Source organism: Citrobacter sp. ABFQG, assembly GCF_004322975.1.
Lineage (GTDB): Bacteria > Pseudomonadota > Gammaproteobacteria > Enterobacterales > Enterobacteriaceae > Citrobacter > Citrobacter freundii.
In genome coordinates this window covers 3520573-3536308 of sequence record NZ_CP036435.1, presented here as the reverse complement: position 1 = coordinate 3536308, position 15736 = coordinate 3520573, and the positions used below count along the sequence as shown (strand labels likewise).

Annotated in this window: 16 protein-coding genes; 10 read left to right on the top strand and 6 right to left on the bottom strand. The window is 51.8% G+C overall.

Annotated elements, in window-relative coordinates; genetic code table 11:
* Together pyk and WN16_RS17375 are read right to left on the bottom strand one after the other, a co-directional pair.
* A complete protein-coding gene (gene pyk, locus WN16_RS17380) occupies positions 1-1443 on the bottom strand; it encodes a pyruvate kinase (protein WP_003034890.1) in 1443 nt (480 codons plus the stop codon).
* Between the two features lie 118 nt (positions 1444-1561).
* On the bottom strand, positions 1562-2431 hold the full coding sequence (locus WN16_RS17375) for a MurR/RpiR family transcriptional regulator (RefSeq protein WP_003034893.1): 870 nt from the start codon (positions 2429-2431) through the stop codon (positions 1562-1564).
* Between the two features lie 367 nt (positions 2432-2798).
* Between WN16_RS17375 and zwf the strand changes: the two genes are divergently transcribed.
* The 3 genes from zwf to kdgA all read left to right on the top strand — a co-directional run bounded on the left by zwf (position 2799) and on the right by kdgA (position 6995).
* The gene (gene zwf / locus WN16_RS17365; RefSeq protein ID WP_003034896.1) at positions 2799-4274 is read left to right on the top strand and encodes a glucose-6-phosphate dehydrogenase; all 1476 of its coding nucleotides are present in this window, start codon (positions 2799-2801) and stop codon (positions 4272-4274) included.
* Between the two features lie 233 nt (positions 4275-4507).
* Entirely contained in the window at positions 4508-6319 is a 1812-nt protein-coding gene (gene edd, locus WN16_RS17360; protein WP_003841668.1) for a phosphogluconate dehydratase, read from the top strand.
* Between the two features lie 34 nt (positions 6320-6353).
* The gene (gene kdgA, locus WN16_RS17355) at positions 6354-6995 is read left to right on the top strand and encodes a bifunctional 4-hydroxy-2-oxoglutarate aldolase/2-dehydro-3-deoxy-phosphogluconate aldolase (RefSeq protein ID WP_003034901.1); all 642 of its coding nucleotides are present in this window, start codon (positions 6354-6356) and stop codon (positions 6993-6995) included.
* 67 nt (positions 6996-7062) lie between these two features.
* Here kdgA and purT read toward each other — a convergent pair whose 3' ends face one another.
* Complete coding sequence (gene purT, locus WN16_RS17350; RefSeq protein ID WP_044700298.1) at positions 7063-8241, bottom strand: formate-dependent phosphoribosylglycinamide formyltransferase; 1179 nt, start codon at positions 8239-8241, stop codon at positions 7063-7065.
* A 131-nt stretch (positions 8242-8372) separates the two neighbouring features.
* On the opposite strand from purT, the gene yebG reads away from it, so the two are divergent.
* From yebG to ptrB, 4 genes are all read left to right on the top strand, one after another.
* Positions 8373-8663, top strand: coding sequence for a DNA damage-inducible protein YebG (yebG, locus tag WN16_RS17345; protein WP_003034906.1), 291 nt, complete (start codon positions 8373-8375; stop codon positions 8661-8663).
* Between the two features lie 121 nt (positions 8664-8784).
* Complete coding sequence (gene yebF, locus WN16_RS17340; protein WP_003034909.1) at positions 8785-9138, top strand: protein YebF; 354 nt, start codon at positions 8785-8787, stop codon at positions 9136-9138.
* A 94-nt stretch (positions 9139-9232) separates the two neighbouring features.
* Positions 9233-9892: a tellurite resistance TerB family protein gene (locus WN16_RS17335; protein ID WP_016150461.1), complete on the top strand. Its 660-nt coding sequence runs from the start codon at positions 9233-9235 to the stop codon at positions 9890-9892.
* An 86-nt stretch (positions 9893-9978) separates the two neighbouring features.
* Positions 9979-12033 carry an oligopeptidase B gene (gene ptrB, locus WN16_RS17330; RefSeq protein ID WP_170864029.1) on the top strand — a complete coding sequence of 685 codons (2055 nt, stop codon included), beginning with the start codon at positions 9979-9981 and terminating at the stop codon, positions 12031-12033.
* Here the strand turns inward: ptrB and exoX are convergent.
* The 3 genes from exoX to WN16_RS17315 all read right to left on the bottom strand — a co-directional run bounded on the left by exoX (position 12024) and on the right by WN16_RS17315 (position 13703).
* Complete coding sequence (gene exoX, locus WN16_RS17325) at positions 12024-12686, bottom strand: exodeoxyribonuclease X (protein WP_003034918.1); 663 nt, start codon at positions 12684-12686, stop codon at positions 12024-12026. The two genes, ptrB and exoX, sit on opposite strands and share 10 nt — an antisense overlap.
* A gap of 23 nt (positions 12687-12709) precedes the next feature.
* Positions 12710-13366: a carbon-nitrogen hydrolase family protein gene (locus WN16_RS17320; protein ID WP_003841657.1), complete on the bottom strand. Its 657-nt coding sequence runs from the start codon at positions 13364-13366 to the stop codon at positions 12710-12712.
* Positions 13367-13472: 106 nt separating this feature from the next.
* On the bottom strand, positions 13473-13703 hold the full coding sequence (locus WN16_RS17315) for a DNA polymerase III subunit theta (RefSeq protein WP_003034925.1): 231 nt from the start codon (positions 13701-13703) through the stop codon (positions 13473-13475).
* Between the two features lie 143 nt (positions 13704-13846).
* Here WN16_RS17315 and yobA point away from each other — a divergent pair, with 143 nt between their 5' ends.
* Genes yobA through WN16_RS17300 form a run of 3 tightly spaced genes read left to right on the top strand, consistent with a single transcriptional unit; the run spans position 13847 to position 15456 of the window.
* Positions 13847-14221, top strand: a complete 375-nt coding sequence (yobA, locus tag WN16_RS17310) for a CopC domain-containing protein YobA (RefSeq protein WP_003034928.1) — start codon at positions 13847-13849, stop codon at positions 14219-14221.
* A gap of 3 nt (positions 14222-14224) precedes the next feature.
* Positions 14225-15097 carry a copper homeostasis membrane protein CopD gene (gene copD / locus WN16_RS17305; RefSeq protein WP_003034931.1) on the top strand — a complete coding sequence of 291 codons (873 nt, stop codon included), beginning with the start codon at positions 14225-14227 and terminating at the stop codon, positions 15095-15097.
* Between the two features lie 20 nt (positions 15098-15117).
* Positions 15118-15456 (top strand): YebY family protein, encoded by a 339-nt coding sequence (locus tag WN16_RS17300; protein ID WP_044700293.1) that lies wholly within the window; start codon positions 15118-15120, stop codon positions 15454-15456.
* Positions 15457-15736: the final 280 nt, after the last annotated feature.

Genomic DNA, 15736 nt, shown 5'->3' with positions numbered 1-15736 from the left:
TTATTCTACGGTCAGAATACGCGTGGTGTTGGTTGAGCCAATGGTGCTCATCACATCGCCCTGGGTCACGATCACCAGGTCACCAGAAACCAGGTAGCCTTTATCGCGCAGCAGGTTCACCGCTTCATTGGCGGCAACGACGCCGTCAGTTTCGCTGTCGAAGTGAACCGGGGTGACACCGCGGTACAGGGAGGTCAGATTCAGCGTACGCTCATGACGGGACATCGCGAAAATCGGCAGGCCGGAACTGATACGAGAAGTCATCAGCGCAGTGCGACCGGACTCCGTCATTGCGATGATAGCGGTGACCCCTTTCAGGTGGTTAGCAGCGTACATCGCTGACATCGCAATCGCTTCTTCAACGTTATCAAACTGCACGTCAAGGCGGTGTTTAGAGACGTTGATGCTCGGGATCTTTTCAGCGCCGAGACAGACGCGCGCCATTGCCGCGACGGTTTCCGCCGGGTACTGACCTGCTGCTGTTTCTGCAGAGAGCATCACGGCATCGGTGCCGTCGAGGACGGCGTTAGCCACATCCATCACTTCCGCACGAGTCGGCATTGGGTTGGTAATCATCGACTCCATCATCTGCGTAGCGGTGATGACCGCACGGTTCAGCTGGCGCGCGCGACGAATCAACGCTTTCTGAATACCTACCAGCTCAGGGTCACCGATTTCAACACCCAGGTCGCCACGGGCTACCATCACTACGTCAGAAGCCAGGATGATGTCATCCATCGCATTCTGGTCGCAGACGGCTTCTGCACGTTCTACTTTGGCGACAATTTTCGCATCGCAACCGGCATCGCGCGCCAGACGGCGGGCATAATTCAGATCTTCGCCGCAGCGCGGGAAGGAGACAGCCAGATAGTCAACGCTGATTTGTGCTGCGGTAATGATGTCGGCTTTGTCTTTTTCGGTCAGGGCTTCAGCAGAGAGACCGCCGCCCAGTTTGTTGATGCCTTTGTTATTGGATAGCGGGCCACCGACGGTGACTTCGGTGAAGACTTTCATGCCCTGAACTTCCAGCACCTTAAGCTGTACGCGACCATCGTCGAGCAGCAGGATATCGCCAGGCACGACGTCAGCAGGCAGCCCTTTATAATCAATACCGACTTTTTCTTTGTCGCCTTCGCCTTTGCCGAGGTTGGCGTCTAACAGGAACTTGTCGCCAACGTTAAGAAATACTTTACCTTCTTTAAAGGTGGATACGCGGATTTTAGGTCCCTGCAGGTCACCCAAAATAGCTACATGACGTCCCAGTTTTGCGGCAATTTCACGGACTTTATCCGCCCGCAGTTTGTGATCTTCTGGAGAGCCGTGGGAAAAGTTCATACGTACGACGTTCGCACCCGCGGCGATAATCTTCTCAAGGTTGTTATCGCGGTCAGTTGCCGGGCCTAACGTGGTAACGATTTTGGTTCTGCGAAGCCTTCTGGACATGTAATACTCCGTTGACTGAAACAACTTGGTGTTGCGTGAACATTGATCCGGCCGTTCTCAAACATTAACGGTAAATGAACAACCCGGATGATAAAAGGGTAGAACATTGTTATTGCTTTTAGCGGTCATCACTCTTGATGAGTAATTCTTTATCAAAACGCGATTCCTTGAGCGCTTCCTTGACACGCTTCAAGTTATCTCTAAATTTTGCCCCTCGGCGCAAAGTAAATCCTGTAGCCAGCACATCTATCACGGTCAGTTGAGCAAGTCGAGAGACCATGGGCATATAAATGTCAGTATCTTCCGGTACATCGAGGGTAATTGCCAGCGTGGCTTCCCGCGCCAGTGGTGTACCGGGAGAGGTGAGGGCGATAACCATGGCATCGTTTTCCCGCGCTAACTGCGCCAGTTCAACCAGACTTTTGGTTCTTCCGGTATGAGAAATAAGCACAATGACGTCGTCGTCGCTACAATTCATACAACTCATGCGTTGCAGAACAATATCGTCGGAATAAATTACCGGCACGTTAAAGCGGAAAAATTTATTCATCGCGTCATGCGCTACCGCGGCGGAAGAACCTAAACCAAAGAAGGCAATTTTCTTCGCCTGGGTTAATAAATCTACCGCCCGGTTTACCGCCGCGTTATCCAGCGACTGGCGAACGTGGTCGAGGCTTGCCATCGCTGACTCGAAGATTTTCCCCGTGTAAGATTCTACGCTGTCATCCTCATCCACATTGCGATTAACATAAGGGGTGCCATTTGCCAGACTTTGCGCCAGATGCAGTTTAAAATCAGGAAAGCCGCGGGTGTCCATGCTGCGACAGAAACGGTTCACCGTTGGCTCGCTGACATTCGCTTCTACAGCAAGTGCGGCGATGCTTGAATGGATTGCCCGCTCGGGAGAGGCAAGAATAATGTCGGCGACTTTACGCTCTGACTTGCTCAAATGTTCCAGTTTTAACTGGATTTTTTCCAGCATATTCATGATGTAGGTAGACTCATGGGTCATGGGCAAAAACGATTTCAGCGATACGGGGAAACCGATACACAATTTAGTGTATAGATATTACCCCTGCTAATGCAGCAACGGGGCAAAATGGACAGAATAGTTGTTGTTTTTTTTCATTACATGATCGGAGTCGGATTTTCATACTTCGTCATGGGTACGGAAAATACGACTTTTTTATCCATTTTGATGGGTTATACGCCAATAAAGCGGCTGTTCGCGGTAACAGCACGGCTGGATAAGCGTTTACGGTTTCCGGATTCACGTAAAAGCAGTACAGTGCACTGTAATAAAATTACAACCAGTGTCTGGCAAAAGCACCAGGCACTTAATTGAGGAGAATGACATGGCGGTAACGCAAACAGCCCAGGCATGTGACCTGGTCATTTTCGGTGCGAAGGGCGACCTGGCGCGACGGAAATTGCTGCCTTCCCTGTATCAACTGGAAAAGGCCGGCCAGATTAACCCGGAAACCCGTATCATTGGGGTTGGGCGTGCCGACTGGGACAAAGCAGCTTATACCAAGGTTGTGCGCGAAGCGCTCGAAACCTTCATGAAAGAAAAAATCGATGAAGGTTTATGGGAGACCCTCAGCGGTCGTCTGGAGTTTTGTAATCTGGACGTCAATGATACCGCCGCATTTAGCCGTCTGGGTGAAATGCTGGATCAGAAATCACGTACCACTATTAACTATTTCGCGATGCCGCCAAGCACTTTTGGCGCAATCTGCAAAGGTTTGGGTGAAGCAAAGCTGAATGCTAAGCCTGCCCGCGTGGTGATGGAAAAACCGTTAGGAACGTCGCTGGCAACATCGCGCGAAATCAACGATCAGGTCGGCGAGTATTTCGAAGAGTGCCAGGTTTACCGCATCGACCACTATCTCGGCAAAGAGACGGTACTGAACCTGTTGGCACTGCGTTTTGCCAACTCCCTGTTTGTGAACAACTGGGATAACCGCACTATCGATCACGTAGAAATTACCGTGGCGGAAGAAGTGGGCATTGAAGGGCGCTGGGGCTACTTTGACCAGGCCGGTCAGATGCGCGACATGATCCAGAACCACCTGCTGCAAATCCTATGCATGATCGCGATGTCTCCGCCGTCCGATCTGAGCGCTGACAGCATCCGTGATGAAAAAGTGAAGGTACTGAAATCACTGCGTCGCATCGATCGTTCGAACGTGCGAGAAAAAACGGTTCGCGGTCAGTACACCGCCGGTTTTGCCCAGGGCAAAAAAGTTCCGGGATACCTGGAAGAAGAAGGTGCGAACAAGAGCAGCAATACGGAAACGTTTGTGGCAATCCGTGTGGATATCGATAACTGGCGCTGGGCGGGTGTTCCATTCTACCTGCGTACCGGTAAACGTTTACCGACCAAGTGCTCTGAAGTCGTGGTTTACTTCAAAACGCCTGAGCTGAACCTGTTCAGAGAATCCTGGCAGGACCTGCCACAGAACAAGCTGACCATCCGTTTGCAGCCTGATGAGGGTGTCGATATCCAGGTCCTGAATAAAGTGCCGGGCCTGGATCACAAGCATAACCTGCAAATTACCAAACTTGATCTGAGCTACTCCGAAACCTTCAATCAAACACATCTGGCCGACGCTTATGAGCGTCTGCTGCTTGAAACGATGCGCGGCATTCAGGCGCTGTTTGTGCGTCGAGATGAAGTTGAAGAAGCATGGAAGTGGGTCGACTCTATTACCGAAGCCTGGGCAATGGACAACGACGCACCGAAGCCTTATCAGGCCGGGACCTGGGGACCGGTTGCCTCTGTGGCCATGATTACCCGTGATGGTCGTTCCTGGAACGAATTCGAGTAAAATATCATCTAGCCCATAGGTGTTATTTTACCGGTAACATGATCTAACACAGATTGTAGAATAATTTTTGCACTTTTAAGCCTCGCGTGGATTCACCCGCGGGGCTTTTTTTATTACACTGCCTGAAACGATTTTGCCCCTGAGCTACGGCTAACAAGCGATTCAGCTGTTTTTAACCCAACTGAAACACATTGTTTTTCCAACGCTCTGACAGATAAATTTTAGGAGCCTCTATGAATCCGAATTTGTTACGCGTAACACAACGTATCGTCGAACGTTCTCGCGACACACGTTCCGCCTACCTTGCCCGTATTGAACAAGCGAAATCGACTACCGTTCATCGTTCACAACTGGCGTGCGGTAACCTGGCGCATGGTTTTGCTGCCTGCCAGCCGGATGACAAGGCTTCGCTGAAAAGCATGCTGCGTAACAATATCGCGATCATTACCTCCTATAACGACATGCTTTCCGCGCATCAGCCGTACGAACATTACCCGGACATCATTCGTAAAGCGCTGCATGAAGCCAATGCGGTAGGCCAGGTTGCTGGCGGTGTTCCTGCGATGTGCGACGGTGTGACCCAGGGACAGGATGGGATGGAGCTTTCGCTGCTGAGTCGCGAAGTGATTGCTATGTCGGCTGCTGTGGGACTCTCACACAATATGTTCGACGGCGCGTTATTCCTTGGCGTGTGCGACAAAATTGTTCCGGGTCTGGTGATGGCGGCACTGTCATTTGGTCATCTGCCTTCGATCTTTATTCCCTCTGGCCCGATGGCGAGTGGTCTGGCGAACAAAGAAAAAGTGCGTATCCGTCAGCTGTATGCTGAAGGTAAAGTCGATCGTATGGCGCTGCTTGAATCCGAAGCTGCGTCTTATCACGCACCGGGTACCTGTACGTTCTATGGCACGGCAAACACCAACCAGATGGTGGTGGAGTTTATGGGGATGCAACTGCCAGGCTCCTCATTCGTGCACCCGGATGCGCCGCTGCGCGAAGCGTTGACCGCCGCTGCGGCTCGTCAGGTAACGCGTCTGACCGGCAACGGCAATGAATGGATGCCGATCGGTAAAATGATCGATGAAAAAGTAGTGGTCAACGGTATTGTCGCGCTGCTGGCGACCGGGGGCTCCACTAACCATACAATGCACCTGGTCGCGATGGCGCGCGCAGCCGGTATTCTGATTAACTGGGACGACTTCTCCGATCTGTCCGATATTGTGCCGCTGATGGCGCGTCTGTACCCGAATGGTCCGGCAGACATTAACCACTTCCAGGCGGCGGGTGGCGTGCCGGTGTTAATGCGCGAACTGCTTAACGCGGGTCTGCTGCATGAAGATGTGAACACCGTTGCCGGGTTTGGTTTATCGCGCTACACCATGGAGCCTTGGCTCAACGAGGGTGAGCTGGACTGGCGTGAAGGTGCGGCGAAGTCGCTGGACAGCAACGTGATAGCCACCTTTGACCAGCCTTTCTCCCACCACGGCGGCACCAAAGTGCTGAGTGGAAACCTCGGCCGCGCAGTGATGAAAACGTCGGCGGTACCGGTAGAAAATCAGGTGATTGAAGCGCCCGCGGTTGTTTTCGAAAGTCAGCATGATGTATTGCCTGCCTTCGATGCGGGACTGCTCGACCGTGATTGCGTAGTAGTTGTGCGCCATCAGGGACCAAAAGCAAACGGAATGCCAGAATTACATAAACTCATGCCGCCACTTGGTGTATTATTGGACCGTTGTTTCAAAATTGCGTTAGTTACCGATGGACGACTTTCAGGTGCTTCAGGTAAAGTGCCTTCAGCAATCCATGTAACCCCAGAAGCCTATGATGGCGGGCTGCTGGCAAAAGTACGCGATGGCGACATCATTCGTGTGAATGGACAGACAGGTGAATTGACGCTGCTGGTTGATGAAGAGGAACTTGCTTCTCGTCAGCCTCATATTCCTGACCTCAGCGCATCGCGCGTGGGCACAGGCCGTGAAATGTTCAGCGCGTTGCGTGAAAAGCTGTCCGGTGCGGAACAGGGCGCAACCTGTATCACTTTTTAAGACTTATTTTGTAATCAGGCGAGAGAAAACTCTGATGAAAAACTGGAAGACAAGTGCAGAAGCAATCCTGACCACTGGCCCGGTTGTACCGGTTATCGTGGTTAATAAACTGGAACACGCCGTGCCGATGGCAAAAGCGCTGGTTGCAGGCGGCGTGCGCGTTCTGGAAGTGACCCTACGTACCGCATGTGCGATGGATGCCATTCGCGCGATCGCAAAAGAAGTTCCGGACGCTATCGTTGGTGCAGGTACTGTACTGAATCCACAACAGCTGGCTGAAGTTACCGAAGCCGGTGCACAGTTTGCTATCAGTCCGGGTCTGACCGAGCCGTTGCTGAAAGCCGCAACTGAAGGCACTATTCCGTTGATCCCTGGTATCAGCACCGTGTCTGAACTGATGCTGGGTATGGACTACGGTTTGAAAGAGTTCAAATTCTTCCCTGCTGAAGCAAATGGCGGTACTAAAGCGCTGCAGGCGATTGCGGGTCCGTTCTCACAGGTCCGTTTCTGCCCAACCGGTGGGATCTCTCCAGCGAATTACCGCGACTACCTGGCACTGAAAAGCGTGCTGTGCATCGGTGGTTCCTGGCTGGTTCCGGCAGATGCGCTGGAAGCAGGTGATTACGATCGCATTACCAAACTGGCTCGTGAGGCTGTTGAAGGCGCGAAGCAATAATTGCGCAAAATGCCCGGTAATCACTACCGGGCATGGGAATCTGTAACGGGCCATTCGGCCCGTTTTTTTATCCAGTAACTTTCACCTGTGCGGCCGCGTCTTTCGCGCGTATCACCGCATCTTCAATGCTCTGTGCTGTGGCCAGCACAACGCCCAGACGACGGCTCCCGTCGATGTCCGGTTTGCCGAAGAACCTAACTTGCATACCCGCACCTACAGCGGCCTGCACGTTATCAAACGTGATATTCTGACTGGTAAGTTGCGGCAGAATAACAGCGGAAGCAGAAGGCCCATACTGGCGGATTTCGCCAACGGGCAGACCGAGAAATGCACGTACGTGCAGGGCAAACTCAGACAGATCCTGCGAAATTAAGGTCACCATACCCGTGTCGTGAGGGCGAGGGGAGACTTCGCTGAAAATCACCTCATCACCGCAGACAAACAGCTCCACGCCAAACAGTCCGTGACCACCCAGCGCCAGCACCACCTTGCGGGCAATCTCCTGCGCGCGCGCCAGCGCCAGTTCACTCATCTGCTGCGGCTGCCAGGACTCGCGATAATCGCCATCTTCCTGTCGATGTCCAACCGGCGCGCAGAAATGCACGCCATCAACGGCGCTAACGGTTAGCAGGGTGATTTCAAAATCAAAATTCACTACGCCTTCGACGATAACGCGTCCGGCACCAGCCCGACCGCCCTGTTGAGCATAGTCCCAGGCTGCAGCGAGCTGATCGGCTGAACGGATAAAGCTTTGTCCTTTACCGGACGAACTCATTACCGGTTTCACGATGCAGGGATAGCCGATTTCAGCGACGGCTTCGCGAAAGCGGACTTCACTGTCAGCAAAGCGGTAAGAAGAGGTCGGTAGAGACAATTCTTCGGCGGCGAGGCGACGGATTCCTTCCCGGTTCATGGTCAGTTGCGTTGCTCTTGCACATGGCACAACACGCTGGCCTTCCTGCTCCAGTTTTACCAGCATATCCGTGGCGATCGCCTCAATTTCCGGCACGATATAATGTGGTTTTTCACGCTCGACGAGCTGGCGTAATGCTTCGCCATCCAGCATGTTGATAACGTATGAGCGATGGGCAACGTGCATGGCTGGCGCGTCGGGGTAACGATCCACGGCAATGACTTCCACACCCAGGCGTTGACATTCAATTGCCACTTCTTTACCCAGTTCTCCCGAACCTAATAACATCACTCGCGTTGCTGCTGGACGCAGCGCTGTGCCTAATAACGTCATAAATTAATCCCCTGTTTTATCTGGGCGCAGTATATACGAAAACGTTTGCGTCTGTCTTTATTACCAGGTTGATTTCAGGGCTTAAAAAGAATATACTGTACATAAATACAGGTAATTTAAGAGGCTGCAAAATGGCGGTTGAAGTTAAATACGTAGTCATTCGGGAAGGTGAGGAAAAAATGTCGTTTACCAGCAAAAAGGAAGCCGATGCGTATGACAAAATGCTGGATACAGCAGATCTGCTCGACACATGGCTGGAGCAATCGCCGGTAGCGCTTGAAGACGAGCAGCGCGAAGCGCTTTCCCTGTGGCTGGCTGAGCAAAAAGATGTGCTGAGCGCCATTCTGAAAAATGGCAAGCTGCCTTCGCCGCAGGCTGTCGAAAACGATGCGCACGCTGGGGATGATACTCAGGCTGCCTGAAACGACTTGCGCTCCTGACGTTTTGTACCATGCTTTTCCCTGAATCATTGTGCAATCCCTGACGTTATTTCTCGTTGCTACAGGCAATCTGAATGACGAAGGGGAGATTAAGGAGAAAAGAATGTATAAAAAAAGAACGTTATTGAGCCTGCTGCTGCTGTCTGCCAGCGTATCTGTATTTGCGGCAAATATGGAAAGCAAAAACGTCCAGTTCCCCAAGTGTGAGGGACTGGACGCTAACGGTATTGCGGCGAGCGTGAAACGTGATTATCAACAAAATCGCATCGCGCGCTGGGCTGACGATCAAAAGCGCGTCGGGCAAGCCGATCCTGTCGCCTGGGTAAACACGCCCGATATTACGGGCAAAGACGGGAAATGGTCAGTTCCCCTGACTGTTCGCGGTAAAAGTGCGGATATTCACTATCAGGTAAAAGTCGACTGCAAAGCCGGAACAGCGGAGTATCAGCCGCAGTAACGGAGGTATTTGCACATCTTTTGATGACCTGAACACTTCCTGACATCCCCTCGGGTACGCTTTGATGATTATTCGTCTGTACTTGAGGGGCAAAATGGCTAACTGGCTAAATCAACTACAATCTCTTCTTGGGCAAAAAGCTTCCTCCGCGTCATCTTCTGGCGAGCAAGGGCTGAGTAAACTTCTCGTTCCAGGCGCGTTAGGCGGTCTGGCAGGATTACTGGTTGCCAACAAATCTTCTCGTAAATTACTGAGTAAATACGGCACCAGCGCGCTTCTGGTGGGCGGCGGCGCGGTTGCCGGGACTGTGTTATGGAACAAGTACAAGGATAAAGTTCGCGTAGCGCATCAGGATGAGCCGCAGTTTGGCGCACAAAGCTCACCGCTGGATGAGCGAACTGAACGTCTGATTCTGGCGCTGGTTTTTGCGGCGAAAAGCGATGGCCATATTGATGCCAAAGAACGTAGCGCCATTGAGCAGCAGCTCCGTGAAGCGGGCGTGGAAGAGCAGGGCCGCATTCTGATTGAACGCGCCATCGAACAACCGTTAGACCCTCAACGACTGGCGCATGGGATCCGTAACGAAGAAGAAGCGCTAGAAATTTACTTCCTGAGCTGTGCGGCGATTGATATCGACCACTTTATGGAACGTAGTTATCTCAATGCGCTGGGCGATGCGTTGAAGATCCCGCAGGATGTTCGTGAAGGCATTGAACAGGATCTCAAGGAACAAAAACAGGCGTTACCGGGTTAATTACTTACCGCTAAGGCGCATGTTTCGCTTGCATCATTGCTGTCTTTTGCCACCCTTATAGGATGTTTAAGCAAAAGAACAATGACATGCTACCAAAAGTTTCTCGTATTCCACACGCCATGACGCAGCATGGCGATACTCGTGTTGATAATTATTACTGGTTGCGAGATGACACTCGCTCGCAGCCAGAAGTGCTGGATTATCTGCAACAAGAAAATGCGTATGGCCGTCAGGTTATGGCCTCGCAGCAGGCTTTGCAGGATCGCGTCCTGAAAGAGATTATCGACCGTATCCCGCCTCAGGATGCTTCTGCCCCCTATGTGAAGAATGGTTATCGCTACCGGCATATTTATGAACCGGGGTGTGAATATGCCATTTATCAGCGTCAGTCTGCCTTCAGTGAAGAGTGGGATGATTGGGACACTTTGTTGGATGGGAACCAGCGCGCGGCACACAGCGAGTTTTATACGCTGGGAGGACTGGCGATATCACCGGATAACACCATCATGGCACTGGCCGAAGATTATCTCTCTCGCCGGCAATATGGCGTGCGTTTTCGCAACCTGCAAAGCGGCAACTGGTATCCGGAAGTGCTGGAAAACGTCGAAGCGGATTTGGTATGGGCGAATGATTCTCAGACTTTCTATTACGTGCGCAAGCACGAAACGACGTTATTGCCGTATCAGGTCTGGCGACATACAGTCGGCTCGCCATCGTCACTGGATGAGCTGGTGTATGAAGAAGCCGATGACATGTTTTATGTCAGTCTGCATAAAACCACATCATTGCATTATGTGGTTATCCACATTGCCAGTGCGACCACCAGTGAAGTTTTGTTGCTTGATGCAGAACTGGCAGATGCCGAACCGTTGGTCTTTTTAGCGCGACGCAAAGACCACGAATACAGTCTCGATCACTATCAGCACAATTTTTATCTGCGCTCCAACCGTCAGGGGAAAAATTTCGGCCTGTACCGTACCCGTGTTCGTGATGAGCAAGCCTGGGAGACGCTGATCCCTCCGCGTGACAACGTGATGCTGGAGGGCTTTACGTTATTCACCGACTGGCTGGTGGTAGAAGAGCGGAAGCGGGGCTTAACCAGCCTGCGGCAGATTAATCGTAAAACGCGCGAAGTGGTCGGGATCGCCTTTGACGATCCGGCATATGTGACCTGGCTTGCCTATAATCCAGAGCCGGAGACATCGCGCCTGCGCTATGGCTATTCCTCCATGACTACCCCGGACACATTGTTTGAACTGGATATGGACACCGGGGAACGTCGTGTGCTTAAGCAGACGGAGGTCCCCGGATTTGATGCGGCGAATTACCGTAGCGAACACGTATGGATAACGGCACGTGATGGCACTGAGGTTCCGGTTTCGCTGGTTTATCATCAAAAGTATTTTCTGAAAGGGAAAAATCCGTTACTGGTTTATGGCTATGGCTCATATGGCGCCAGCATGGATGCCGATTTCAGCAGTAGCCGTTTAAGCTTACTGGATCGCGGCTTTGTTTACGCCATTGCCCATGTGCGTGGCGGTGGTGAATTAGGACAACAGTGGTACGAGGACGGTAAGTTTCTGCGCAAGAAAAATACCTTTAATGATTACCTCGACGTCTGTGATGCGCTGCTAAAAATGGGCTATGGCGCGCCTGAGTTATGTTATGGCATGGGAGGAAGCGCCGGGGGCATGTTAATGGGCGTCGCCATTAATGAGCGCCCGGAACGCTTCCATGGTGTTATTGCTCAGGTGCCGTTTGTCGATGTGCTGACCACAATGCTGGATGAATCAATTCCCCTGACGACCGGTGAGTTTGAAGAGTGGGGTAATCCGCAGGACGAAGAGTATTACACCTATATGAAAAGCTACAGTCCGTATGACAATGTAACCGCGCAGGCGTATCCGCATCTGCTGGTCACGACGGGATTACACGATTCCCAGGTGCAATACTGGGAACCAGCAAAATGGGTGGCAAAACTGCGTGAGCTGAAAACGGACGATCATTTGCTGCTACTTTGCACGGATATGGATTCCGGACACGGCGGTAAATCCGGGCGTTTTAAATCTTACGAAGGTGTGGCTCTTGAGTACGCTTTTTTGATTGGACTGGCGCAGGGAACACTGCCTGCTCAGGCGTGATCCAAATAGTGTTTTAGCGTTAATCGCAGTTCCGGGCTCATATTATCAAGGTTATTAAATAACCAGCGCAGATAGCCCGGATCGCGTTCAGCCACTTCTGATACCGGTTTTCCGCGGTACTTACCAAAAGTGAAAGTAGTGAGTAACGCGGGACGGCCGGTAATATCGACCATTTGATCGGCTGTCCAGCCTGACGTCTGCATGATGTCGATCAGGAGTGCCGCAGTGATATAGCAGTCGTACAGGGCGCGGTGATGGTGGAGACCCGCTGGCGTCTGTACGCTCAGCTTGCGCGATTTATACAGCGCCATGTTGCTGTATTTGATCCCCGGCCACAAACGACGGGAGAGCTTCATGGTGCAAATCCACTCCCCGGGCATATCGGGTAATACGCGGCGGTCAAAGCTGGCATTGTGCGCCACGTACCACTTGCTGCCGTAATACTGCGGGATGACGTCTTCAATCCACGGCTTATCGGCCACCATTGCTTCAGTAATGCGATGGATAGCCATCGCCTGTGGGCTGATGGGGCGGTCAGGGCGTACCAGGTGGCTCATTGGGTTGACTATTTTTCCGTCAACCACATCGACAGAAGCAATTTCAACAATGCCTCCCTGTAGACCACAGGTTTCTGTATCTATTATGCGCAACATGCCATGCTCCTGACCCAAAACGACTAGCGTAATGGAATGATATCACCTTGCCAACCCCGTGGCGTGCGTTGACCGGTTAACAGCAAAGAACCGCTGTCTGCGCGAACAATCAATCGGCCTCGCTCATCCCATAACGCGCTGCTGCCACGCGCATTGGCCATTAATACAGCTATGGCAAACTTATGCGAGAAACTCTGGAGACGAGATGTGGAGGAGAGCAATTCGGGTTCGCTAATGGACTGACTGCTGGTGAACAGGGAGTAAGCCGGGTCGATATCGATACCTTCCGGCTGGCTATCCACTACGCTAATGGCATTTTGCTGTCTGGCGATACAGGCTCCGTGACTTTGATGAAACGTTAAGGGCGAGGTCATCCAGGGAGAAAAGAGCGCGATGCCTTTTACGAACCGGTTGTTATGTTCCACCGGTAGTCCCGCAATGATTGTCATACGATAAGTCACGGCGGCATGGGCGAGAGGTTCTAACAGCGCTTCATCGGGCGGGGCAGGAAGCGCGTCATGTTCATCAACACAACCTAACAAGGAGAGGGAAGGAAAGACCAGCAATTCACATTGGCATTGGGCGGCTGCCTGAATGAATTGCAGGTGATGTGCGACATGCTCGGTAACTGAGGTGTGAAGAGGTTCGTACTGCGCTGCTGCGATTTTCCAGTGTGACATAATGATTTCCTTTTCATAGTGTCTACAATCATCCTGAAAGTATAGATTAAGAATATGCTTATACTGTAGCAGCCATCATGTAAGGAATCGTAACGTAGTATAAGTTTTATTTAACTTTAGGCTCGTAAGGTAAACGTGAAAGGGAAACGGATGCCAGTCGGTGCGCGATGAGTCTTTCGCGAAACCAGTCGCGTAAATGTTCGGGCTGTTCACGCTCAACAACTTCGGCAACAACCGGCATGTTGTATCGCTCCTTAAACGCTACACCTGCAGCGGCCAGGTCAACATTGACCTTATCCATCTCCGCCTGCTCAAGTTTGGCCAGATTGATGTTCATGGGCTTCTCCTTTTCTCTGTCTTTCGGCGCGCAAAGTTACTAAGAGTGTGCATTAATGGCAAGACCGAAATGATGATTCTCGACTCGATCATTGTAGAAGGTTATTCTCTATAGATTAGACATAACAAAAAGGAATAGTTGAAATGGCTTCATCTGCATCTATGCTTCGCAGCGCTCTCATCGTACTCGCCAGCGTGCTGGCAACGCCCGCCGCCCTGGCGCATGCCCACCTCACAAAACAAAGCCCGGCTGCTAATGCCGAGGTTGCGGCATCTCCTCAGGCGTTGACGCTGAATTTTTCTGAAGGCGTAGAGCCGGGATTCAGCGGCGCAAAGCTGACAGGTCCAAACAAAGAACAGATCAAAACGGGCAAGGCGTCACGCAGTGAGCAGGACAAAACGCAGCTGATTGTTCCGCTTGATCAAACACTTGAAGCAGGAAAATATACGGTCGACTGGCACGTTGTTTCCGTGGATGGTCACAAGACGAAGGGGCAATATACCTTTAGCGTGAAATAACCGATGCTGGCATTTACCTGGGTTGCTTTACGGTTTATCCATTTTACCACGTTGATGCTGGTGTTTGGCTGTGCGCTTTACGGCGCATGGCTGGCTCCCGTTTCGGTTCGTCGTTTAATGATGCGTCGTTTTTTGCGTCTGCAACGGCATGCCGCAACGTGGAGCTTTATCAGCGCGACGCTGATGCTGGCGATCCAGGGTGGGTTAATGGGCTCAGGCTGGCGGGATGTTATCTCTACAGATGTATGGGGCGCGGTGTTGCAAACGCAGTTTGGCGGCGTCTGGTTATGGCAGATTATCCTCGCGCTGGTCACTCTGGTGGTGGTTATTATCGTACCGCGTAGCATGCCGCGACGGCTGTTAATGCTGACGATTGCGCAGTTTATTTTGCTGGCTGGCGTCGGGCATGCGACGCTGCATAGTGGTATTACTGGGGCAATCCAGCAGGTTAACCATGCCTTGCATCTGATATGCGCCGCCGCCTGGTTCGGTGGCCTGCTACCCGTACTTTACTGTATGCGAATGGCGCATGGCCGCTGGCGAGAACAGGCCATCAGCACCATGATGCGTTTCTCCCGCTACGGGCATCTTTTTGTTATCGGTGTTTTACTTACCGGTATTATGAATGCGCTGTTTATTGTTGGTTTTTCTGTTCCCTGGCACATGGCTTACGGGCGACTGCTTTTGTTAAAAGGTGCCCTGGTCATGCTAATGGTGGCGATTGCGCTGGTGAATCGGTATGTTCTGGTACCACGCATGCAGCAGGATAACCGCGGCATGACTCTCTATTTTATTTGGATGACCAAGCTGGAATGGGGTATAGGAGCCGTTGTGCTGGCAATTGTCAGCCTGTTCGCAACCCTTGAACCTTTCTGATTGATGGACTGGCGAAACGCATGAAAAAAATCATTATCTCTTTATTACTCCTGGCAAGCTCCGGAGCCGCGCTGGCTGCGCCGCAGGTCATTACCGTCAGCCGTTTTGAGGTTGGCAAAGATAAGTGGGCGTTTAATCGGGAAGAGGTGATGCTGACCTGCCGCCCGGGTAACGCGCTGTATGTCATCAATCCCAGTACGCTGGTGCAATACCCGTTGAATGATGTTGCCAGACAGCAGATGGAGAGCGGAAAAACCACGGCAAAGCCGATCGAGATTATCCAGATTGATGATCTGGCGAAACCGGGCGAAAAAATGAGCCTGGCACCGTTTGTGGAGCGTGCAGAAAAGCTTTGCTAATTGTCAGATGTAGCGCTCTGATTTCCAATAAAAAACCGCAAGGATCTCACACGAGAACTTGCGGTTTTTGCGTTTGGATGCGTAACAAACGTCCTTTTTTTCCGGCCACTTTAGTCGCGGACTGGAAAACCTGGCGCTGTCATCTATTCTTAAATGGCAGGGTAACTTAGCCTGCATTAATGCCAACTTTTAGCGCACGGCTCTCTCCCAAGAGCCATTTCCCTGGACCGAATACAGGAATCGTATTCGGTCTCTTTTTATGTGGCGAATGCGATGCCAT